The organism is Streptomyces sp. NPDC007929 (genome assembly GCF_042959065.1).
In the GTDB taxonomy this organism is placed as follows: Bacteria; Actinomycetota; Actinomycetes; order Streptomycetales; family Streptomycetaceae; genus Streptomyces.
Genome location: NZ_JBIBKD010000011.1, coordinates 91,593 through 114,538, shown reverse-complemented (window position 1 = coordinate 114,538; position 22,946 = coordinate 91,593). Strand labels below are relative to the sequence as shown.

Annotated in this window: 16 protein-coding genes and 1 pseudogene; 7 read left to right on the top strand and 10 right to left on the bottom strand. The window is 71.1% G+C overall.

The window, feature by feature from the left end; translation table 11 throughout:
- Position 1 precedes the first annotated feature (1 nt).
- From ACFZDE_RS32020 to ACFZDE_RS31990, 7 genes and pseudogenes are all read right to left on the bottom strand, one after another.
- Positions 2-1,816 carry a branched-chain amino acid ABC transporter permease gene (locus tag ACFZDE_RS32020; protein ID WP_391205905.1) on the bottom strand — a complete coding sequence of 605 codons (1,815 nt, stop codon included), beginning with the start codon at positions 1,814-1,816 and terminating at the stop codon, positions 2-4.
- A gap of 4 nt (positions 1,817-1,820) precedes the next feature.
- The gene (locus ACFZDE_RS32015) at positions 1,821-2,750 is read right to left on the bottom strand and encodes a branched-chain amino acid ABC transporter permease (RefSeq protein WP_391002230.1); all 930 of its coding nucleotides are present in this window, start codon (positions 2,748-2,750) and stop codon (positions 1,821-1,823) included.
- 134 nt (positions 2,751-2,884) lie between these two features.
- A complete protein-coding gene (locus ACFZDE_RS32010) occupies positions 2,885-4,114 on the bottom strand; it encodes an ABC transporter substrate-binding protein (protein WP_391002417.1) in 1,230 nt (409 codons plus the stop codon).
- Positions 4,115-4,669: 555 nt separating this feature from the next.
- Positions 4,670-5,128 (bottom strand): annotated as a pseudogene (locus ACFZDE_RS32005) (trypsin-like serine protease); the annotation flags it as partial.
- Complete coding sequence (locus ACFZDE_RS32000; protein ID WP_391205902.1) at positions 5,110-5,259, bottom strand: hypothetical protein; 150 nt, start codon at positions 5,257-5,259, stop codon at positions 5,110-5,112. The pseudogene ACFZDE_RS32005 and the gene ACFZDE_RS32000, both read right to left, overlap by 19 nt.
- An 83-nt stretch (positions 5,260-5,342) precedes the next feature.
- Complete coding sequence (locus ACFZDE_RS31995) at positions 5,343-5,831, bottom strand: hotdog fold thioesterase (protein WP_391205899.1); 489 nt, start codon at positions 5,829-5,831, stop codon at positions 5,343-5,345.
- 56 nt (positions 5,832-5,887) lie between these two features.
- Complete coding sequence (locus ACFZDE_RS31990; RefSeq protein ID WP_391205896.1) at positions 5,888-8,167, bottom strand: FdhF/YdeP family oxidoreductase; 2,280 nt, start codon at positions 8,165-8,167, stop codon at positions 5,888-5,890.
- Between the two features lie 376 nt (positions 8,168-8,543).
- Between ACFZDE_RS31990 and polA the strand changes: the two genes are divergently transcribed.
- Both polA and ACFZDE_RS31980 read left to right on the top strand, forming a co-directional pair.
- Complete coding sequence (gene polA / locus ACFZDE_RS31985) at positions 8,544-11,270, top strand: DNA polymerase I (protein ID WP_391205893.1); 2,727 nt, start codon at positions 8,544-8,546, stop codon at positions 11,268-11,270.
- A 280-nt stretch (positions 11,271-11,550) separates the two neighbouring features.
- Positions 11,551-12,294 carry a hypothetical protein gene (locus ACFZDE_RS31980; RefSeq protein WP_391002240.1) on the top strand — a complete coding sequence of 248 codons (744 nt, stop codon included), beginning with the start codon at positions 11,551-11,553 and terminating at the stop codon, positions 12,292-12,294.
- Here the strand turns inward: ACFZDE_RS31980 and ACFZDE_RS31975 are convergent.
- The gene (locus ACFZDE_RS31975) at positions 12,200-13,069 is read right to left on the bottom strand and encodes a DUF4184 family protein (RefSeq protein ID WP_391205890.1); all 870 of its coding nucleotides are present in this window, start codon (positions 13,067-13,069) and stop codon (positions 12,200-12,202) included. The genes ACFZDE_RS31980 and ACFZDE_RS31975 overlap by 95 nt on opposite strands.
- 340 nt (positions 13,070-13,409) lie before the next feature.
- Here ACFZDE_RS31975 and ACFZDE_RS31970 point away from each other — a divergent pair, with 340 nt between their 5' ends.
- The 3 genes from ACFZDE_RS31970 (at position 13,410) to ACFZDE_RS31960 (ending at position 16,503) form a co-directional block, all read left to right on the top strand.
- Positions 13,410-15,200 (top strand): lytic murein transglycosylase, encoded by a 1,791-nt coding sequence (locus ACFZDE_RS31970; protein ID WP_391205887.1) that lies wholly within the window; start codon positions 13,410-13,412, stop codon positions 15,198-15,200.
- Between the two features lie 149 nt (positions 15,201-15,349).
- A complete protein-coding gene (locus tag ACFZDE_RS31965; protein WP_107426737.1) occupies positions 15,350-15,484 on the top strand; it encodes an SPW_0924 family protein in 135 nt (44 codons plus the stop codon).
- 26 nt (positions 15,485-15,510) lie between these two features.
- Positions 15,511-16,503 carry a porin PorA family protein gene (locus ACFZDE_RS31960; protein ID WP_391205883.1) on the top strand — a complete coding sequence of 331 codons (993 nt, stop codon included), beginning with the start codon at positions 15,511-15,513 and terminating at the stop codon, positions 16,501-16,503.
- Here ACFZDE_RS31960 and hrpB read toward each other — a convergent pair.
- On the bottom strand, positions 16,493-19,033 hold the full coding sequence (gene hrpB / locus ACFZDE_RS31955; protein WP_391205880.1) for an ATP-dependent helicase HrpB: 2,541 nt from the start codon (positions 19,031-19,033) through the stop codon (positions 16,493-16,495). The two genes, ACFZDE_RS31960 and hrpB, sit on opposite strands and share 11 nt — an antisense overlap.
- A gap of 45 nt (positions 19,034-19,078) precedes the next feature.
- Positions 19,079-19,939 carry a methyltransferase domain-containing protein gene (locus ACFZDE_RS31950; protein ID WP_391205877.1) on the bottom strand — a complete coding sequence of 287 codons (861 nt, stop codon included), beginning with the start codon at positions 19,937-19,939 and terminating at the stop codon, positions 19,079-19,081.
- A 315-nt stretch (positions 19,940-20,254) separates the two neighbouring features.
- On the opposite strand from ACFZDE_RS31950, the gene rpsA reads away from it, so the two are divergent.
- Together rpsA and ACFZDE_RS31940 are read left to right on the top strand one after the other, a co-directional pair.
- On the top strand, positions 20,255-21,754 hold the full coding sequence (rpsA, locus tag ACFZDE_RS31945; RefSeq protein ID WP_298556888.1) for a 30S ribosomal protein S1: 1,500 nt from the start codon (positions 20,255-20,257) through the stop codon (positions 21,752-21,754).
- 235 nt (positions 21,755-21,989) lie between these two features.
- Positions 21,990-22,928 carry a PAC2 family protein gene (locus ACFZDE_RS31940; protein WP_391205874.1) on the top strand — a complete coding sequence of 313 codons (939 nt, stop codon included), beginning with the start codon at positions 21,990-21,992 and terminating at the stop codon, positions 22,926-22,928.
- Positions 22,929-22,946 lie beyond the last annotated feature (18 nt).

The window sequence follows — 22,946 nt, the reverse complement described above, 5'->3', positions numbered from 1 at the left end:
CTTACGCCCCCGCCTTGGTGACGGCCGGTTCGTCGGTCAGCGTGGTCTGTTTGGGTACGTCGAGTTGGCCGGTCTCGTGGAATTCGAGTTGGCGCCGGCGGTTGGCGATGATGCCTTCGGGGCGGAAGCGCATCAGGAGGACGAGCGCGATGCCGAAGGCGAGGAGTGACTTGTCCTGGAGGAAGACCAGCTTCTCGGGGAGCAGGTAGAGCAGGGCGGCGCCGAGGAGTGGTCCGGCGACGGTGCCCATGCCGCCGAGGACGACCGCGGCCAGGAGGAAAGCGGAGTTGGGCGGGGTGGAGCCGGCGAACTGGTACGGCGTGGGGACGACGCTGTAGGTGACGTGGGCGCTGACGGTGCCGGCGAGGCCGGCGAGGGCGGCGCCGAGGGCGAAGGCGACGAGCTTGACGCGGAAGCCGTTGATGCCCATGGCGGTGGCGGCGGTCTCGTCCTCGCGGATGGCGATCCAGGAGCGGCCGATGCGGGAGTCCGCGGCGCGTGTGTAGACGAGGACCACGATGGCCATGATGAGGACCATCAGCAGGTAGTAGTTGGCGAAGCGGCCGAGGGTGAATCCGCCGATGTCGTGGGCTTGGCCGAAGTTGAAGCCGAAGAAGTTCAGGTCGGGGATGTTGGCGATGCCGTTGGGGCCGTTGGTGACGTCCGGTCCGGAGTCGCCGTCCATGTTGTTGACGGCGATGCGGAAGATCTCTCCGAAGCCGAGGGTGACGATGGCGAGGTAGTCGCCGCGCAGTCGCAGGGTCGGGGCGCCGATGAGGACGCCGAAGACCAGGGATGCGGCGGCGCCGGCCAGTGCGGAGGCCCAGAACGGCAGGTGGACGCCGGAGATGGTGGAGAACTCGGAGCCGGAGACGAGTGCGGCGGTGTAGGCGCCGACGCCGAGGAAGGCGACGTATCCGAGGTCGAGGAGTCCGGCGAGGCCGACGACGATGTTGAGGCCGAGGGCGACGGTCCCGAAGATCAGGATGTTGACGCCGATGTTGGCGTAGTGGTCGTCGGTCTGGGTGAAGGGGAAGGCGATGGCCGCGGCGAAGCCCATGGCGAGGGTGAAGCTGCGGTTGGCGGCGACGAGTGCGGAGAAGCGGTCCATGAGGCCTGCGGTGTGCAGGGCCCACATGGCGAAGGTGACCACGAAGAGGTAGCCGATGAAGAGTTCGCCGTACTCGGTGTCGATGCCGTAGGTGAAGACGCCGAGGCCGATGATGGTGACCACGGTGATGACGGCCCGCTGGATCCAGGGCGCGGTGGACTGGGCGGCGGGGATGCGGTCGGGTTTGGCGAGGTAGGCCTTGATGGCCTCCTTGGTGCCGTCGGTGCCGGTGCGATCCTGGGGGAGGGCGAAGGCGCCGAGGACGGGCAGCAGGGAGGCGATGGCCGCGATCCAGCCGCCGGGTTCGAGGTTGACGACGCCGCCGAGGTTGGCGCTGATGGCGATGACGGTGAACCAGGTGACGCTGAAGCCGCCGAGGGCGGTGAGGGCGAGGGGTGCGTTGTTGCGGGCGGGCAGGAGCCAGCCGAGGCCTCGGATGCCGTAGGAGGCGAGGGCGAACAGCGCGGTGAGGACGCCGGCGGTGAAGGTCAGCCACTGCAGGCCACCGGGGTAGCCGTTGATGGTGAGGTTGCCGGGGAATTCGGAGGTCCAGGTCCAGGCGAGGAACGCGGAGGCGGCGGTGGCGATGCCGCCGGCCAGGAGCAGGGCGCGGGCGGCCGGCGCGGGCAGCGGTATGAGACCGCGCAGTGCGGGCGTCGGGGTGGGGACGGCGTCCGGGACTGGCGTCTTGGTCGTCTCGGTCATGTGATCACGCCCTGTCCGCGACGCGCTCGCCCAGCAGGCCTTGTGGCCTGAAGAGGAGTACGAGGATGAGGAGGCAGAAGGCCCAGACGTTGGCCCAGCTCTGGCCGCCGAGCTGCTGCATGCCCGGGATCTCGTCGATGTAGGCGGAGGCGAGGGTTTCGGCGATGCCGAGGACGACGCCGCCGAGCATGGCGCCGTAGATGTTGCCGATGCCGCCGAGGACGGCCGCGGTGAAGGCCTTGAGGCCCATGAGGAAGCCCATGCGGTAGTCGACGTTGCCGTACTTGAGTCCGTAGGCGACGGCGGCGACGGCGGCGAAGAAGCCGCCGATGGCGAAGGCGATGACGATGATGCGGTTGGTGTCGATGCCCATGAGCTGCGCGGTGTCGGGGTCCTGCGCGGTGGCCTGCATGGCGCGGCCGGTGCGGCTGCGGCGGACGAAGAGCGCGAGGGCGGCCATGCACAGGACGGCGGCGAGGATGAGGAAGATGTCGGCGTCCTTGATGGTGACGGAGCCGATGTCGTGGGTGGCGTCGAGGCCGGGGAAGGCGCGGGCGCGGTCGGCGCCGGGGTAGAAGTTGCGCACGACCTCCTGGAGGGCCAGGGAGAGGCCGATGGCGGTGATGAGCGGTGCCAGGCGTGGTGCTCCGCGCAGGGGGCGGTAGGCGAACCGTTCCGCTCCGACGGCGATGAGGATGGCCACGAGGGCGCCGCCGAGGAGCATCATCGGTACGGCGATGGCCATCGAGGTGCCGTCGGGCAGGATGTAGAAGTAGACCGTGAGGGCGCCGAAGGCCCCGGTCATGAAGATCTCGCCGTGCGCGAAGTTGATGAGCTGGACGATGCCGTACACCATCGTGTAGCCGATGGCGATCAGCCCGTACATCGAGCCGAGGAGCAGCCCGTTGGCCAGCTGCTGCGGCAGGGTGTTCACCGCATGGCCTCCATGTCGCTGGTGGTCGTGTGCACTGGATGTGTGCGTGGTCGTGTGGTGCGGGTGTGGAAACGGGCCGCGCGGTCGGGGTCCCCTTCCGCGCGGCCCGGGGTGCGGCGCTGTGGTGGGCCGGACTACTGGAGGTCGGCGGTGCCGGTTTCCACGTCGTTCCAGGCACCCTTCTCGACCTGGTAGACCGTCAGCTGCTTGTTGGTGGTGTCGCCGTACTCGTCGAAGGCGATCTTGCCGGTGAGGCCTTCGAAGTCGGACTTCTGGACACCGTCGACGACCTTGGAGCGCAGGTCGTTGATGTCGCTGGGCACCTTGCCGCCGTTGGCGTCGGCCGCGGCCTTGACGGCCTTGATGATGGCGGTGGTGGCGTCGTAGGCGTAGGCGCCGTACGCGCCGTAGTCGCCCTTGTAACCCTTGTCCTTGTACGTCTGGATGAACGTCTTGGCCGCGGGCAGGGTGTCGGCGGGGACACCGATGGCGGTGGCGAGGTCGCCCTCGGAGGACTTGCCGGCGGCCTCGATGTAGGTCGAGGCGAACATGCCGTCGCCGCCGAACAGCGGGATCTTGACGCCGGCGTCCTTGAGCTGCTTGGTGATCAGCGCGGACTCGTCGTACTGGCCGCCGTAGTAGAGCAGGTCGGCGCCGGAGTTCTTGATCTTGGTGACGAGGGAGCCGAAGTCCTTGTCGCCGGTGTTGACGTGGTCGCTGCCGACGACCTTGCCGCCGAGCTTCTTGTACTGCTCGTTGAAGATCTTCGCGAGGCCGGCGCCGTAGGTCTGCTTGTCGTCTACGACGAAGGCCTTCTTCTTCTTGAGGCCGTTGTAGGCGTAGCCGGCGGCGAAGCTGCCCTGCAGCTCGTCGGTGGTGGAGGTGCGGAAGTAGGTCTTGAACGGACGCTTCTTGTCCGTCTGCCAGTCCTTGCCCTGGGTCAGCTCGGGCGCCGTGTTCGCCGGGGAGATCTGGACCATGTTGGCCGAGGCGAAGACCTGCTGCATCGTCTGGGCGACGCCGGAGTTCAGCGGGCCGACGGCGCCGACGGCGGTCTTGTCGCCGACGATGCTGGTGGCGTTGGACTGGCCGGTGGCGGGCTGCGCCTTGTCGTCCAGGGCCTTGAGCTTGAACTTCACGCCCGGGACCCAGTTGTTCTTGTTGGCGTCGTCGATGGCTATCTGGGCGCCGTACTGGATGCCGAGGCCGGTGGTCGAGTTCTCACCGGAGAGCGGGGCGTCGATGCCGATGGTCAGCGTCGTACCGCCTCCGCTGTCTCCGCCCTTGTCACCGCTGTCGTCTCGGGAACCGCAGGCGGTGAGAGTCAGAGCTCCGGTCGTGAGAACGGAGGTAAGAATCACCAAGGAACGCTGTCGCACAATCAGTCCTTTCACAGGCAGGCCCCGCCCTGGTCGGGGGGTGAGTGCCGCGCTGGTACCGAACTCCCGATGGAGCGGTGACTGGCCGTGACTCTAAGCCCGGGGTAAGGGCAGGGTCAGCGGCGCGGGCTCGCTTGTGACTTTCTTGTTATGACGGGGTGGATGCCTGGTCTCGGCCGGTGCCCCTCTCGGCGGGTTTGGTGGATTTTCGCCGAGGTCCGCATTCTGAGAACGTGCACTTCCGGTTGGCCATGGCTGAGATCATGTGGTGCTCGGGTCGTGGGCGGTCCGGAAGGGATCGGAAAGGCCCCGGGCGTGAGCGCGGCCGAAGATGAAACCGGGGTGTTGTTTTGCGCGCGCGTTACGGAGCGTTACGTCGAGAAAAGGGAGATCGACTTCCTGGGGGAGCGCCGGGCAATCGGAAACGGTGATTTCCATTGTGATGGTGTGGGGTGTGGGGTGTGCCGGGAACGGACCCCGCTTGGGCGTCCTGGGCAGCCGGACGCCCAACCCGGCTCCCATACAGGCCGGTTCTGCGGGTTACGGCAGCTTCGTGAAGGGCGAGAGGAACGCGCGGGCGCCTGGCGTGTCCAGGCGGTGGGTCACGTTGGTCGCGTAGCAGGGGGTGCCGCCGGTGATGGTGGTGGCGGCGAGGACGCTCCGGCCGTCCAGGACAGCGAAGTTGGGGCCACCCGAGTCGCCGTAGCAGGCGCCTCCGTTGCCCTGCGGTGCGGTCATCGCGAGCCGGGCCCCAGGGGTTGTTGAGGGCGCTGAAGGTGACGGTGCCTTCGTCCTGACGCCGCCGCCCGGGTGGGACTGGCCGCCGGGGCCGTTGACGGCCTCCTGGGTGCCGTATCCGGTGACGGTCCGGTCGGTGCCGTGCAGGCCCCGTGGGCCCAGCTCGCCGGGATGGTTCGCGGTGGGCAGGGTGGCCGGCGTGCAGCTCCAGCGGGCTTTCATCTCGGCGGCGGGCAGCTGGATCACGGCGATGTCGTGGGTGTCGGAGGCGGGCCCGGGGTGGTCGGGGTGCGGGTGGGCGGTGCGCCCCGGACGGCGGCGGCGACGGCGGCGGCCTGTGCGGCCGGATCGCCCGGGTGCTTCTTCGCCGCCGCGTCGAGCCCGGAGTGCACGTCCTGGTCGAGGGAAACGTCTTCTCCGCGTCTTCTCTCTGTCGTGTCTGCGTCTTCCTCTGTGCCGAACCGGGCCGAGGGGGTCAGTTCGCGCCGCGGATGAGCTCCTCGTCGCTCGGCTTGACGTCCCGCAGAAGGCAGGTCAGCCGGGCCGTGCAGACCCTTTTGTCGTTTTCGTCCGTGATGACGATCTCGTAGGTGGCGGTCGAACGCCCCCGGTGCACGGGCGTGGCCACGCCCGTGACCAGGCCGGAGCGCACCCCCCGGTGATGGGTGCAGTTCAGGTCGACGCCCACGGCGATCTTGGAGCTGCCGCCGTGCAGCATCGACCCGATCGAGCCGAGGGTCTCGGCCAGCACCGCGGAGGCCCCGCCGTGCAGCAGCCCGTAGGGCTGGGTGTTGCCCTCCACTGGCATTGTGCCGACGACCCGGTCCGCCGACGCCTCGGAGATCTGGACGCCCATCCGGTTCCCGAGATGCCCCGCGGAGAACAGGGCCAAGAGGTCGACGCCGAGCGCGGCGTACTCGTCGATGACCTCTTGCGGGAACTTCACATGCTGCTGCTCACCCATCGGGCCCGGCTCCGTTCGTCCTCGTCACTCGGCTGCCTGTATCACTGAGCGAACGCTCAGTCGGTTGCCGATTGTTCCAGACGTACCACCACGGACTTGCTGGCCGGGGTGTTACTGGTGTCCGCGGTGGCGTCCAGCGGCACCAGCACGTTGGTCTCCGGGTAGTACGCGGCGGCGCAGCCCCGGGCCGTCGGGTAGTGCACGACCCGGAAACCGGGGGCCCGGCGCTCCACACCGTCCTTCCACTCGCCGACCAGGTCGACGTACGACCCGTCCGCCAGCTTCAGGGCCCGCGCGTCCTCGGGATGCACCAGCACCACCCGGCGGCCGTTCCTGATGCCCCGGTAGCGGTCGTCGAGGCCGTAGATCGTGGTGTTGTACTGGTCGTGCGAGCGCAGCGTCTGGAGCAGCAGGCGGCCCTCGGGCAGCTCCGGGTACTCCACGGGCGCGGCGGTGAAGTTGGCCTTGCCGGTGGCCGTGGGGAAGCGGCGCTCGTCGCGCGGGGCATGGGGCAGGGCGAAGCCGCCGGGGCGGGCCACGCGCGCGTTGAAGTCCTCGAAGCCGGGGATCACGCGCGCGATGCGGTCCCGGATCGTCGCGTAGTCCTTCTCGAACTCCTCCCACGGCGTGCGGCTGTTCTCGCCGAGCACGCGGCGGGCGAGCCGGCTGACGATGGCCGGCTCCGACAGCAGGTGCCGGCTCGCGGGCTCCAGGCGGCCCCGCGAGGCGTGCACCATGCCCATCGAGTCCTCGACCGTCACGAACTGCTCGCCGCTGCCCTGGAGATCGCGCTCGGTGCGGCCCAGCGTCGGCAGGATCAGGGCCCGCGCGCCCGTGACCGCGTGCGAGCGGTTCAGCTTCGTCGACACGTGCACGGTCAGCCGGGCCCGGCGCATGGCCGCTTCCGTGACGTCCGTGTCGGGGGACGCCGCCACGAAGTTGCCGCCCATGGCGAAGAAGACCTTCGCCTCCCCGTCGCGCAGGGCGCGGATGGCGCGTACGACGTCGTAGCCGTGCTCGCGCGGGGGTGCGAAGCCGAACTCCTTCTCCAGGGCGTCCAGGAACGCCGGGGCGGGCCGCTCGAAGATGCCCATCGTGCGGTCGCCCTGCACGTTCGAGTGCCCGCGCACCGGGCACACGCCCGCACCCGGACGGCCGATGTTGCCGCGCAGCAGGAGGAAGTTGACGACTTCCCTGATGGTGGGGACCGAGTGCTTGTGCTGGGTGAGGCCCATCGCCCAGCACACGATGGTGCGTTCGGAGGCCAGGACCATCTCCAGGGCCTTCTCGACGTCCTGGCGGGTCAGACCGGTCGCCGTGAGCGTCTCGTCCCAGTCGGCGGCGCGGGCGGCCTCGGTGAACTCCTCGTAGCCGTGCGTGTGCTCCCGTACGAACGCCTCGTCGACCGCTCCGTCCGTCTGCAGGATCAGCTTGTTCAGCAGGCGGAACAGGGCCTGGTCGCCGCCGATGCGGATCTGCAGGAACAGGTCGGTGAGCGCGGCGCCCTTGACCATGCCCTGCGGGGTCTGCGGGTTCTTGAAACGCTCCAGACCCGCCTCCGGCAGCGGGTTGACGCTGATGATCTTCGCGCCGTTGTCCTTGGCCTTCTCCAGCGCGGACAGCATGCGCGGGTGGTTCGTCCCCGGGTTCTGCCCGGCGACGATGATCAGGTCCGCCTTGTAGAGGTCCTCCAGCAGGACGCTGCCCTTGCCGATGCCGATCGTCTCCGACAGGGCCGATCCGGACGACTCGTGGCACATGTTCGAGCAGTCCGGCAGGTTGTTCGTGCCGAGCTCGCGGGCGAACAGCTGGTACAGGAACGCGGCCTCGTTGCTGGTGCGGCCGGAGGTGTAGAACAGGGCCTCGTCGGGGGACGCGAGCGCGGCGATCTCCTCGGCGATGATGTCGAAAGCGCGCTCCCAGGTGACCGGCTCGTAGTGCGAGCCGCCCTCGGGCAGGTACATGGGGTGGGTGAGGCGGCCCTGCTGCCCCAGCCAGTAGCCACTGCGGCGGGCCAGGTCGGCGACCGGGTGCGCGGCGAAGAACTCGGGCGTGACCCGGCGCAGGGTGGCCTCCTCGGCCACGGCCTTCGCGCCGTTCTCGCAGAACTCCGCCTTGTGCCGGTGCTCCGGCTCGGGCCAGGCGCAGCCCGGGCAGTCGAAGCCGTCCTTCTGGTTCACGCTCAGCAGCGTCAGCGCGGTGCGCTTCACGCCCATCTGCTGCTGGGCGATCCGCAGCGTGTGCCCGATGGCCGGCAGCCCCGCGGCCGCGTGCTTCGGCCCGGCGACCTGCGGCGCGTCCTGGACCGGATCGCTCTTGGGCGGCTTCGACGCCATCGCACACTCTCCTTCGACTGCGCTGTGAGGTATGCCTCCGATCCTCGCACGCGGCGCGGTCGGGCCGGGAGGGGCGATCAGGGGAGTGAGCAATGCGTCGGGGTGTGACAGAGGGGGTGAGGGGTGAACCCGTGGGGTGCGACGGAGAACGGTGAGGGGCGAGCCCGTGGGATGTGACAGCGGGGGCGAGTGGGTTCCCGGGGCGGCATCGTGGACGAGCGGGCCCCGGGGCGGCAGCGGGACGAGCGGGCAGCGGAGGTGGGTGCGTCCTCGGGGGCGCGACAGCGGAGGTGGCGGGGCCCGGTGAGGGTGCGTCCGAGTCCGGCAGTCGTGGGGGCGGGGCCGAGTGTCAGTGGGGCGTGGCAGGATCGGGGGCGTGGCAGAGACAGCATCGAAGACGACCGACCAGACCTCCGGCGGCAGCCGGCCGCGACTGATGCTCATGGACGGGCACTCGCTGGCCTACCGCGCGTTCTTCGCGCTGCCCGCGGAGAACTTCACCACCGCGACGGGCCAGCCGACGAACGCGATCTACGGCTTCGCGTCGATGCTCGCCAACACGCTGCGCGACGAGGCGCCCACGCACTTCGCGGTCGCCTTCGACGTCTCCCGCAAGACCTGGCGGTCCCAGGAGTTCACGGAGTACAAGGCGAACCGCTCCAAGACCCCGGACGAGTTCAAGGGCCAGGTCGAGCTGATCGGCGAGCTGCTGGACGCGATGGGCGCCCAGCGCTTCGCCGTGGACGGCTTCGAGGCCGACGACGTCATCGCCACCCTCGCCACCCAGGCCGAGGCCGAGGGCTTCGAGGTGCTGATCGTCACCGGCGACCGCGACTCCTTCCAGCTGGTCAGCGAGCACACCACGGTGCTGTACCCGACCAAGGGCGTCTCCGAGCTCACCCGCTTCACCCCGGAGAAGGTATTCGAGAAGTACGGGTTGACGCCCGCGCAGTACCCCGACTTCGCGGCCCTGCGCGGCGACCCCTCCGACAACCTCCCCGGCATCCCCGGCGTCGGCGAGAAGACCGCCGCGAAGTGGATCAACCAGTTCGGCTCCTTCGCCGAGCTCGTCGAGCGCGTCGAGGAGGTCAAGGGCAAGGCCGGCCAGAACCTCCGCGACCACCTGGAGTCCGTCAAGCTCAACCGCCGGCTCACCGAGCTGGAGCGCCAGGTCGAGTTGCCCAAGGGCGTCACCGACCTGGAGCGCGCGGCCTACGACCGCAAGGCCGTCGCGATGATCCTGGACACCCTGGAGATCCGTAACCCGTCGCTGCGCGAGCGGCTCTTCGCCGTCGACCCGGGGGCCGAGGAGGCCGAGACCACCCCGGTCAGCGCCGAGGGCGTGGAGCTGGACGGAAAGGTGCTCGGCACCGGCGAGCTGTCCGCCTGGCTCACCGAGCACGGCGGACAGCCCCTCGGCATCGCCACGGTCGACACCTGGGCGCTGGGCACCGGCTCGGTCGCCGAGGTCGCCCTCGCCGCGCCCGAGGGCCCCGCCGCCTGGTTCGACCCCTCCGAGCTCGACGAGGCCGACGAGCGTGCCTTCGCGACCTGGCTCGCCGACGCCGAGCACCCCAAGGTCCTCCACAACGCCAAGGGCGCCATGCGCGTCTTCGCCGAGCACGGCTGGAGCGTCGAGGGCGTCACCATGGACACCGCGCTCGCCGCCTACCTGGTCAAGCCGGGTCGCCGCTCCTTCGACCTGGACGCGCTCTCCCTGGAGTACCTGCACCGCGAGCTGACCCCGGCGGCCGCGGCCGACGGCCAGCTCGCCTTCGGGGCGGACGACGGCGCCGAGGCCGAGGCCCTGATGATCCAGGCCCGTGCCGTCCTCGACCTGGGCCAGGCCTTCGAGGGCCGCCTGGAGGAGGTCGGCGCCGCCGACCTGCTGCGGGACATGGAGCTGCCCACGTCCGCGCTGCTCGCCCGCATGGAGCGGCACGGCATCGCGGCGGACCGGTCCCACCTGGAGGCCATGGAGCAGATGTTCGCCGGCGCGGTCCAGCAGGCGGTCAAGGAGGCCCACGCGGCGGCCGGGCACGAGTTCAACCTCGGCTCGCCCAAGCAGCTCCAGGAGGTCCTCTTCGGCGAGCTGGCCCTGCCCAAGACCAAGCGGACCAAGACCGGCTACACCACGGACGCCGACGCCCTGGCCTGGCTCGCGACGCAGACGGACAACGAGCTTCCGGTGATCATGCTCCGCCACCGTGAGCAGGCCAAGCTCCGCGTCACCGTCGAAGGCCTGATCAAGACGATCGCCGCGGACGGCCGCATCCACACCACGTTCAACCAGACGGTCGCCGCCACCGGCCGCCTCTCCTCGACCGACCCGAACCTGCAGAACATCCCGGTCCGCACCGACGAGGGCCGCGCCATCCGCCGCGGGTTCGTCGTCGGCGAGGGCTTCGAGTCGCTGATGACGGCCGACTACAGCCAGATCGAGCTGCGCGTGATGGCGCACCTCTCCGAGGACGAGGGCCTGATCCAGGCCTTCACCTCCGGCGAGGACCTGCACACCACGGCCGCCTCCCAGGTCTTCGCGGTCGAGCCGACCGGCGTCGACGCCGAGATGCGCCGCAAGATCAAGGCCATGTCGTACGGCCTGGCCTACGGACTGTCCGCCTTCGGCCTCTCCCAGCAGCTGAACATCGAGGCGGCGGAGGCCCGCGCCCTGATGGACGCGTACTTCGAGCGGTTCGGCGGCGTACGGGACTATCTGCGCCGGGCGGTCGACGAGGCCCGGGCCACCGGCTACACGGCGACACTCTTCGGACGCCGCCGCTACCTCCCCGACCTCAACAGCGACAACCGCCAGCGTCGTGAGGCGGCCGAGCGTATGGCCCTCAACGCGCCTATCCAGGGCACCGCAGCCGACATCGTCAAGATCGCCATGCTCAAGGTCGACGACGCCCTGAAGGAAGCGGGCCTCGCCTCCCGCATGCTCCTCCAGGTCCACGACGAAATCGTGCTGGAGATCGCCCCCGGGGAGCGGTCCGCCGCCGAGGAGCTGGTCCGCCGAGAGATGGCGAACGCCGTCCACCTCCGCGTCCCCCTGGGCGTCTCGGTGGGCGCTGGTCCCGACTGGGAGTCGGCGGCGCACTAGCCCTCCCGGGGGGATTCGCGGGGGAGGCCCGGGGGCACGAGTTCCGTGGCCCGAGCCCCCTCCCGTCCCGCCCCGACCCGCCCCGTCCCGTCCCGTCCCGGCGGGCAGGGGTGCGGGGTACTGCCTTGGCCGACCCGGGGATGCCGTCGTACGGACGCAGCCAGGGGCTGGGCGCTCGCCCCGGTCACCTGCCCCGCCCCGCCTCGCCCCCCACTGATCCATCACTCGCGTGGCCCCCGAGAAGGCGCCCCGTGTCACGGGGCTCGCAAAGATGCGGGGCATGGGTATACGCACGCTCCTCAGCCGCACGGCGTCAGGCGTGGCACTGCCGCCGGTTCCGGCGTTCGAGGCCGCCGCGAGTACGGTTCGCGTCCCCGTCACCCTCACCTCGGCTCTGCGCCACGCGACGGCGGACCTCCGGCAGCGCCTGGCCCGGGGGCGGCACACCACCGGCTCCGCCGCCACCGGTGCCTTGGGCGCCGAGGCGGCATTTCCGGGTCCGGACGGCCCGACCACCGCCCCCGCCCTCGCCGCCCCCGAGGCCCTGGCCGTCCTCGCCGCGCTCGCGGGCCCCGAAGCACTGTCCGCCCTGACGGGTGTCGCCGACCCGGAAGCCCTGGCCGTCCTGGCCGGCCTCGCCGACACCGAGACCCTCGACGCCCTGACCGGCACCGACGCCCTGGCTCTCCTCGCCGGTGTCATCGGCGTCGACAGCACGACGGCCGTTGCCGATCCGGACGGTGTCACCGGCAAGGCCCCGGCCGAGGCGATGCCCCCCTGCACCCCCGAGCCCCCGCCCCCGGGCAAACCCTCCCGCCCCTGGGCCCGGCTGGCCCGCGACTACCTGGCCCTCGCCCTCACCCTGCTTCCACGCCCCCGCCCCGCGCACACCACGATCACCGTGTACATCAGGACGACCGGCGGCGCCCTCAGTGAGCGGCCGGGCGGCTCGGCTCCGACTCGGCGACAGGGGCAGGGACAGCGGCAGGACCGGCCTGGACCGGAACCGGGCGCAGTACCCTGACCCCCACGGCGTAGAGCAGCAGCGCCGGGACGAGGCCCGCGCCCGCGCCGAAACACACCGTCGGAACGATCTCCCACGGCTTGGCGGCCGAGCCCCAGTACGCCCACCACCGCGACGCCCGCTGCACCGCCCCCACCAGCGCGAAGCCGCCGACGACGGCAGCGGCCGCCCAACGGTCCCGTACCACCAGCACGGGAACACCCACCGGCTCGCCCACGGGCACCCGCCGCAGCGCCCGCGCCACGAACACGGCGATCACGACCGCTGCCACCGCCGAACCCCCGTACTGCAGGTACCAGTACAGCGGTGAGCCGGCCACCTCACGGCCCAGCACCGGAAACAGCCGCATGCCCCACCGGTCGAGATGCGTGAACGCGTCCCACACCACATGGGTCAGCGCCCCGAGCACCGCGGAGACGTACCAGCGAACCACCAGCGACGGCCGCACCCGCGCCCGGGGCGCCCCGCACCGCAGCAGGGCCGCCACTCGTCCCTGCCGGGCCCGCGGCAGCAGCGCGACGAGCGGCTCACGCATCAGCAGCCACAGCCCCACCAGTGCCCAGGCGATGAGCACATCGACCGTGACGACACCCGCAACCGAGTGCGTGACCTCGCCGAACTCCATCGCCCCGGACAGCACACTCGCCGCGTAATAGGTCATGTCGGGCGCCAGGGACCCCGCCACGAGCACGGCGGGCACCAGTGCGCCCCGGCCGGTGCCGTCCGTGCGGACGGCGGGCAGTACGGCCGCCGCGTGGCTCAGCGTGAACGGCAACTCGGCTCCTCGCGACACTCGTTGCACCAGGCGGCGAGGCCCGGCGGTCAGTGGCCCAGTATGCGGGATGCCACCAGGTCGAGGGCGTCATGAACGCACATGGCCAACTGGTGAAAAACGGTCACGAACGGGTGCCCGAGCAAAGGAAGTTGCCGTAGGGTCGCCACAGTCGCCGCGCGGGGAGCGCGTCGCACACGTGACCGCGGTGAAGAACTGAACACGCAAGAGACAGTGTCGTGGCCGTCGGAGGGCAACCACTCGGGCGGTTGGATCGTCACAACAGGGCGAACACTGCAGACGTAGACCGGACGCTCGGGCGTCCACGGGAGGGGTTCACTCTATGGCGGCGCAATTCGGCAGGAGGCTGCGCAAGGGGGCGGCGACCACCGCCGTGGCCGCGGTGGCGGTCGCGGCCCTGTCCGCCTCCCAGGCTCCGGGCGTGAACGACCACGGCAGACAGAGCGCCGCCGACGCCACCCCCTCACCCGAAGCGAGCACCTCCGACGGCAGCGCCACCGGCAACTCGCCGTACTACACGGACCTGCCCCCGCTCAAGAGCCCGAACCCGTCCCCCTCCACGGGGCCCGCCCCCGGCGGCACGGGTGCCACCGAAGCCGGTATCCCCGCGACCGTCCTCGACGCCTACAAGAAGGCCGAGGCCGCGCTGCGCGAGAAGAAGCCCGGCTGCAACCTGCCCTGGCAACTCCTGGCCGCCATCGGCCGGGTGGAGTCGGGACAGGCCCGCGGCGGCCGGGTCGACGCCGACGGCACCACCCTCAAGCCGATCCTGGGCCCGCAGCTCGACGGCAACGGCTTCGCCCTCATCAAGGACACCGACGACGGCGCGTACGACGGCAACAGCTCGTACGACCAGGCCGTCGGCCCCATGCAGTTCATCCCCTCCACCTGGGCCTGGGCCGGCCGCGACGGCAACGCCGACGGCAAGAAGGACCCGAACAACATCTACGACGCCGCGCTCGCCGCCGGGCACTACCTGTGCCGCAACAACTGGGACCTGTCCCAGCAGGGCGACCTCGACCGGGCGATACTCAGCTACAACAACTCGCGCGAGTACCTGAACCTCGTCATGAGGTGGCTGGAGTACTACCGCAAGGGTGCGCACGAGGTTCCGAACGGCACCGGCACGCTCCCCGGCAACCGTAGCGACGGCCGCGCGAACGGAAGCCCGACGACCACCGTCCCGGGCGCGACGTCCCCGGCGGGCTCGACGCCCGAGCCCGGTCCCAAGCCCGGCCCCAACCCCGGGAAGTCCGAGACACCCGACAAGCCCGGCGGTGGCGGCAGCACGACCCCGAAGCCGCCCACCACACCGCCCGGCACGCCGTCCACACCGCCCACCACGCCTCCCACTCCCACCGACACGGTGGCTCACCTGGAGGACGCCGGAACGGGGAAGCTCACCGCCATGGCCGGCGACGCGTTCGGCCGCCGGATCAGCACCCGCGCCGAGACGGAGGCCGGCAAGTCCGTCGCCAAGGTCAGGGTCCGCTTCACGATCGTCGGCGACACGGACACCACCTTCACCGGCGGCGAGCACGTGGCCACGGTCGCCACCAACAGTTCCGGTGTGGCCGTGGCGCCCGAACTGCGGGCGGGGGAGAAGACCGGGACCGTCACCGTCCGCGCCACCGTGGTGGGCCGTACCGTCCCGGGGCTCGACTACAAGGCCACGGTCACCGAGCGCGCCGCCGACGCCCTCGCTCGCACCGATGACGCCGCGCTGACCTGCACACCGGGCGGCACGTTCGCCGACCAGGTCGAGGTGAAGGCCACGTACAAGGGCGCCGTCGCCGACGGTGTCGCGGCCACCGCCACGCTGATCAAGTCGGCGGACGACCCGGCCGTCACCGACAAGGGCCCCTACTTCAAGGACGCCGACGGCAAGACCGTCCGCACCCTCACGGGCCTCAAGACGGACGCCAAGGGCCTGCTGAAGCTGCCCAAGCTGTACGCGGACGACGCGACCGGCACCTTCCTGCTCCGCGTCACCACGGCGGGCGGTGCGGCACTCACCGTCGAACTGACCGTCGCGGCGGCCGAGACGTCCTCGCCGAGCCCGAGCCCGAGTCCGACCCCGAGCACGAGCCCGTCGGACAGCCCGAGCGCGTAGCTCTCGGGTACGACAGACGACGCCCCTCTTATAAGGAGGGGCGTCGTTGTGTGTGCAACGTGTTCTCATCTCCGCCGTGCGTTGCTACGGTGCCGAACAACCTGACGGTGCATCAGTTCCGGCCGTCACGACCCGTGGGGAGGCTCCGTATGCGCGCCCTCATCGCCGCCGCCACCGGGCTCGCCCTCGCGTTCGCCGTGGTCCTGACGCTGACCGCCCTCGGTTCCCCCTCGGGCGGGACATCTCCGAAGCCGCTGCTGACGACCGTGCCCGCACACCCCTGACCGCCCCGCCCGGGAGGGAGGCCGAGATGCGCCGCAAGTCCGGCCTGGTCCTGCTCGCCCTCGCCGTGTTCTTCGCGGCCCTGTCCCCGCTGCTGCGCTGGTACGCCTTCCCCCGCCTCGCCAAGGTCCCCGCGAACCAGTACCAGGACATGGTGCTGGAGGCGAAGGACGCCACCCTTCTCGACTACGGCACGATGAAGGCCAAGAAGGTCTCCAAGGTCACCATCGTCCAGACCCTCAAGGGCGACGTGGAGGCCTCCGAGCGGATCGAGGAGTCGGCGGGCCGCGACGTCGTCGTCTGGGACGGCCTGTCCTACGTCGTCGGCCCCGACGGCAGGATGGTCTCCAGGATCCCCGAGCGCTACATCTTCGACGCCCACACCCAGGAACCCGTCCACGCCACCGGCGAGATGGTCGACGGCGACCCGGTGCGCCGCGAGGGCATCGAGTTCAAATGGCCCTTCCTGACCGAGAAACGGGACTACGAGTACTTCGACGCGCAGGCCCGCGTCACCGCGCCCATCACCTACGAGGGCACCCAGGACTTCCGCGGCCTGGAGGTCTACTACTTCGAGCAGACCATCCCCTGGACCGAGGTGAGGATCCCGAAGACCCTGCCCGTGAAGGGCCTCACCCGCGAGGCGGTGGAACGGACCGGCACGACCCGCTGGTACACCACCGTCCGCAAGTTCTGGGTCGAACCGCTCACCGGCGCCCCCGTGTACGGCGAGGAGATCCACCAGGAGGAACTGCGCGGCGGCGCCCTCCTCGGCGACCGCGACAAGGTGACCGCGTTCGCCGGACACGTGAAGATGCGCGAGGACTACATCACGCACACCGTCGACCTGGTGAAGTCCCAGCGCCTGCTCATCGCACTGATGACGTCCTACCTGCCGTGGGGCTCCCTGACCCTCGGCGTCCTCCTGCTCGCCCTCGCGCTGTACCTGGAGGCCCGCGCCCGCCGCCCCTCGGGAGCGGACCCCTCGCCGGCCGAAGAAGTGCCGTCCGTCAGCGCCTGAGCCGCGCGCTGGTGTGCCGGGTCGGCTCGGCCGCCGCCGGGTCCTCGGGCCACGGATGCTTCGGATAGCGCCCCCGCAGCTCCGCCCGCACGCCGCTGTAGCCGTCCCGCCAGAACGAGGCGAGGTCGGCGGTGACGGCCGCCGGCCGCCCGGCCGGGGACAGCAGGTGCACGAGCAGCGGCACCCCGGCGACCCGGGGCGACTCGTGCAGCCCGAACATCTCCTGCAACTTCACCGCCAGCACGGGCTGCTCGGGCCGCGAGTAGTCGATCCGGATCCTCGAGCCGCTCGGCACGGTCATCCGCTCCGGGGCCAGCTCGTCGAGGCGCCCCGCTTCCCCGGAGGCCCAGGGCAGCAGCCGGGCCAGCCCCTGCCCGGCGTCGATCCGCGCCAGGTCTGCCCGGCGCCGCGCCCGGCCGAGCTCCGGCTCCAGCCACTCCTCCACGCGCGCGTGCAGCGCGCCGTCGGACACGTCCGGCCAGGGCGCCCCGAGGTGCAGTCGCAGAAAGGCCAGCCGCTGCCGCAGGACCTCGGCCTCCGCCGACCAGCGCAGCAGCCCGAACCCCTCCCGCCGCAACCCGTCGAGCAACGCCTCGCGCACCGGTCCCGCGGCGGCGTCCCTCAGCGCCCGCACCGTCAGCTCCACGGCACCCAGCCGCTCCACGTGCCGCGCCACGACGTCCCCGCCGTCCCAGCGGACCTCGTCCCGCTCCTCCAGCAGCGCCCCCGCCGCGAGCCGGGCCGTCCCCTCGTCGACGACAGCCCCGAGCTGCACACGCGCGTGCCCCTTGCCGACGGGCCGGTCGGCCACGGCGACAGCGATCCAGGTGGCATGGTGCAACCCGCCGGCCGCACCGACCTCGGCTCGGGTGCCGGAGACCATGAGGTACGACGCCCCGTCCCGCTTGGCGACCCGTTCGGGAAAGGCGAGAGCGGCGACGAGCCCGGCCTGTGCCTCTTCCGAGGTGTTCGCCCACGCGTCGACCCGCGCCTCCGCACGCGAGATGGGCGCGGGTGGGTGGGAGACGCCCGAAACGACGGCCCGCAGCCGCCGAACCTCCGTCCGCCACCGCGAGGAATAGGCGTCACCCCCACGCCGGGCGCGACGCAGAGCACCGGCCAGATCGTCTCCGTACTCCCGCGGAGCCTCCTCGCTCAACAGCGCCACGACCTCCGCGGCCCGCTCGGCTCCCGTGAATGGGACGGAGTCGAGCAGTGCCCGCCCCAGCCGGGGATGCAGCCCCAGCCGGGACAGCGCGACACCCCGCTGTGTGGCCCGCCCGGCGGAGTCCACCGCCCCCACCGCCGCCAGGACCTCGCGTGCCGCCGCCATGGCCCCGCTCGGCGGCCCGTCCAGCAGCGCCAGCCCGGACGCCTCCGGATCCCCCCAGCACGCCACCTGCAAGGCGAACGCCGTCAGATCGGCCACCTTGATCTCCGGCGACGGATGACGCGGCAGACGCGCGTCCTCGGCCTCCGCCCAGCAGCGGTACACCGCCCCCGGCGCCTCACGCCCGGCGCGCCCCGCCCGCTGCCGCCCGGCCGCCTGGGAGGCCCGCACCGTCGTCAGCGCGCTCAGCCCGCGCGCGTGGTCCACCCGCGGCTCACGCGCCAGCCCCGAGTCCACCACCACCCGCACCCCGGGCACGGTCAGCGACGACTCCGCGACGGACGTCGCCAGCACGACCCGCCGCCGTTCCCCGGACGCCAGCACCGCGTCCTGCACGGCCGCCGGCGCCCGCCCGTGCACCTGGAGCACCTCGACGTCACCCGGCGCGCCGAGCTGCCCGGCGACCCGGGCGATCTCGCCCACGCCCGGCAGGAAACACAGCACGTCCCCGTCCCGCTCGGCCAGCGCCCGCCGCACCACGGACGCCACATGGGTCAGCAACGCCGGGTCGACCCGCATCCCGTGCGGCGGGCGCACCGGCCGCGCCGGGGGCGTCCACACCGTTTCCACCGGGTGGGCCGTGCCGTGCGCCTCGACCACCGGTGCCCCGCCCAGCAGCCGCGCCCACCCCTCGGCGTCGGTCGTCGCCGAGGCGGCCACCAGCCGCAGCTCCGGACGCAGGGTCTCGCGCACGTCCCACAGGAATGCCGCCGCCGTGTCCGCGTCCAGGTGCCGCTCGTGGCACTCGTCGAGCACCACCACATCGGCACCGGACAGCTCCTGGTCACGTTGCAGCCGCTGCACCAGCACACCGGTCGTGACGACCTCCACGCGCGTGTGCCGCCCGACGACCCGTTCCCCGCGCACGGTGTAGCCGACGCTCTCGCCGGGCTTCTCGCCCAGCAGCCACGCCATCCGCCGCGCCGCGGCCCGGGCCGCGATCCGCCGCGGCTCGGCCACGATCACCCGCCGCCCGGGTCCCTCCCCGAGCAGCCCCGCCAGCGCCAGCGGCACCAGGGTGGTCTTGCCGGTGCCGGGCGGCGCCACGAGGACGGCGGTGCCGTGCCCCTGCAAGGCGTCGTCCAGGGCGGGCAGGGCAGCGCGTACGGGCAGGGACTCCAGGGCGTCGTAACGGATCACGCCATCAGTGTCGTACGCCGGGGGCGAGGCCCCACGCGCGCGTGCTCAGTCGCGCTCGCACACGAAGATCGCCGTACCCGGGATCAGGTTCCCGCGCAGCGGCGACCAGCCGCCCCACTCGGAGGTGTTCCACGCGGGCCACTCCGGTTCCACCAGGTCGACGAGGCGGAAGCCCGACGCGGCGACATCGCGGACGCGGTCGCCCAGCGTGCGGTGGTGCTCGACGTAGACCGCCCGGCCCTCGTCGTCCTGCTCGACATAGGGAGTGCGGTCGAAGTACGAGCCCGACACCGACAGCCCCTCCGGTCCCGGCTCGTCCGGGAAGGCCCAGCGGATCGGATGCGTCACCGAGAAGACCAGACGGCCCCCGGGACGCAGCACCCGGCGCACCTCGCGCAGGACCAGGCGCGGATCGGCGACGAAGGGCAGCGCCCCGTACGCCGAGCAGGCCAGGTCGAAGGAGCCGTCCGCGAAGGGGAGCGCGCCGGCGTCGGCGCACACCAGGGGGAAGGAGCCGCCGATGCGCAGCGCGTGCTGCAACTGCCGGTGCGAGATGTCCAGGGCGACCGGGCGCGCACCCTGCGCGGTCAGCCAGCGCGAGCACTGGGCGGCGCCGGCCCCGATCTCCAGGACGTCCCGGCCCTTCAGCTCCTCCGGCGGGCCGAGCAGCTCGGCCTCCACCTCGTCCAGGCCCTCGGGGCCCCACACGAAGCGGTCGTCGCCGAGGAACGTGCCGTGCTCGACCTGGTACTCGTCCGCGTTGCGGTCCCACCAGCCACGATTGGCCCGGGAGCTCTCCGTGACATCGGCTTCGCGCCGGGTGGCCTCGGGTTCGGACGCTTCGGACTCTTGGATGATCGGCTCCCTCGTCGTACTCTTCCGTCCAGCCGGCCCCGGCGGTGGCACAAAGGGGGCGTCGTACGGCCTGTGTGGCCTCGAACGACAGGACTTGTGCCGGGTATGCGGCGATCCGCCCCGCGTGGGCGGCTTCGCGCATTGACCCTGCCCGGCTGCCCCCGTATGCTACAAGTTGCGCTGCGGGCCTGCGCACCTCAGACGTAGCAGGCTGCGCTCGCATCTGTATGTATGTCCCCTCGGTTGTCGAGGCGCCACCGTTTTTTGAGTGGCGCTTCCTTGGCTGTCCGGCTTCTGCAGAGCGAAACGGGCTCCCGGCGTAGCAGTACCTACGACTTCAATGTCCGTACCGGAGCCCTTTCCCACATGACGAGCAGCACCGAGACCACCGCCACCACCCCGCAGGTAGCGGTCAACGACATCGGTAACGAGGAAGCCTTCCTCGCCGCGATCGACGAGACGATCAAGTACTTCAACGACGGCGACATCGTCGACGGCGTCATCGTGAAGGTCGACCGGGACGAGGTCCTGCTCGACATCGGTTACAAGACCGAAGGTGTGATCCCGAGCCGCGAGCTCTCGATCAAGCACGACGTCGACCCGAACGAGGTCGTCGCCGTCGGTGACGAGATCGAGGCCCTCGTCCTCCAGAAGGAGGACAAGGAAGGCCGCCTGATCCTCTCGAAGAAGCGCGCCCAGTACGAGCGTGCCTGGGGCACCATCGAGAAGATCAAGGAAGAGGACGGGATCGTCACCGGTACCGTCATCGAGGTCGTCAAGGGTGGTCTCATCCTCGACATCGGCCTCCGTGGCTTCCTCCCGGCCTCCCTGGTCGAGATGCGCCGCGTTCGCGACCTCCAGCCCTACGTGGGCAAGGAGCTCGAGGCCAAGATCATCGAGCTGGACAAGAACCGCAACAACGTGGTCCTGTCCCGCCGTGCCTGGCTGGAGCAGACCCAGTCCGAGGTCCGCCAGACGTTCCTCACGACCCTCCAGAAGGGTCAGGTCCGTTCCGGCGTCGTCTCCTCGATCGTCAACTTCGGTGCCTTCGTGGACCTGGGTGGCGTCGACGGCCTGGTTCACGTCTCCGAGCTCTCCTGGAAGCACATCGACCACCCGTCCGAGGTTGTCGAGGTCGGCCAGGAAGTCACCGTCGAGGTCCTCGACGTCGACATGGACCGCGAGCGTGTCTCCCTGTCGCTGAAGGCGACCCAGGAAGACCCGTGGCAGCAGTTCGCCCGCACCCACCAGATCGGCCAGGTCGTGCCCGGCAAGGTCACGAAGCTGGTTCCGTTCGGTGCGTTCGTCCGCGTGGACGAGGGCATCGAGGGTCTGGTCCACATCTCCGAGCTGGCCGAGCGCCACGTGGAGATCCCGGAGCAGGTCGTCCAGGTCAACGACGAGATCTTCGTCAAGGTCATCGACATCGACCTCGAGCGCCGTCGCATCAGCCTCTCGCTGAAGCAGGCCAACGAGTCCTTCGGTGCCGACCCGGCCTCGGTCGAGTTCGACCCGACCCTGTACGGCATGGCCGCGTCCTACGACGACCAGGGCAACTACATCTACCCCGAGGGCTTCGACCCCGAGACCAACGACTGGCTCGAGGGCTACGAGACCCAGCGCGAGGCGTGGGAGACCCAGTACGCCGAGGCGCAGCAGCGCTTCGAGCAGCACCAGGCGCAGGTCATCAAGTCCCGCGAAGCGGACGAGAAGGCCGCTGCCGAGGGTGGCGAGGCTGCCGCTCCGGCCGCGTCCGGCGGTGGCGGCGGTTCGTACTCCTCCGAGGGCCCGGACAACTCCGGTGCGCTGGCCTCGGACGAGGCGCTTGCCGCGCTGCGCGAGAAGCTGGCCGGTGGGCAGAGCTGAACGCCCACTGAGCTGTAGCTCCTGACCGAGGGGCCGTACCTTTCGAGGTGCGGCCCTTTGGCGTTGCTGTACGCAGGCCCTCGGTCGGCTGCGGGCCGACGGGGGCTCGTCGCGCCGTTCCCGCGCCCCTTCAGTGCGCTGTCCCGAGCCACAAGATCAATGTCCGCCTCCTTTCCGGGAATGCCCGCGCCCGCAACGACGTTGTGAGGTGTGAACACGAGGAGGAGCGGTCACTGTGCTTGATCCGCAGGGTTTGTACGCCTGGGAGCCGAAGGGGCTGGCCGTCGTCGACATGGCGCTCGCCCAGGAATCGGCCGGACTTGTCATGCTCTACCACTTCGACGGATACATCGACGCCGGCGAGACGGGCGATCAGATCGTCGACCGGGTGCTCGACTCCCTGCCCCACCAGGTCGTCGCCCGCTTCGACCACGACCGGCTCGTGGACTACCGCGCCCGCCGCCCGCTGCTGACCTTCAAGCGCGACCGCTGGACCGACTACGAGGACCCCGCCCTCGAGGTGCGGCTCGTCCAGGACGCCACCGGCGCGCCCTTCCTGCTGCTGTCCGGCCCCGAGCCGGACGTGGAATGGGAGCGCTTCGCCGCCGCCGTGCAGCAGATCGTGGAGCGGCTCGGCGTCCGGCTCTCCGTGAACTTCCACGGCATCCCCATGGGCGTCCCGCACACCCGACCCGTGGGCCTCACCCCGCACGGCAACCGCACCGACCTCGTCCCGGGCCACCCCAGTCCGTTCGAGGAGGCGCAGGTGCCCGGCAGCGCCGAGTCCCTCGTCGAGTACCGCCTGCTCCAGGCGGGGCACGACGTGCTGGGCGTCGCCGCCCACGTCCCGCACTACATCGCACGCTCCCTGTACCCGGACGCGGCCCTGACGGTCCTGGAGGCCATCACGGCGGCGACCGGACTGGTCCTGCCCGGCATCGCCCACGCCCTGCGCTCGGACGCCCACCGCACCCAGACGGAGATCGACCGGCAGATCCGCGAGGGCGACGACGACCTCAGCGCGCTCATCGAGGGCCTGGAGCACCAGTACGACGCCGTCGCGGGCGCCGAGACCCGGGGCAACATGCTCGCCGAACCGGTGGACATCCCGTCGGCGGACGAGATCGGCCAGGAGTTCGAGAAGTTCCTGGCGGAGCGCGAAGGCGACAGCTGATCGCGTCACCCGGCCCGG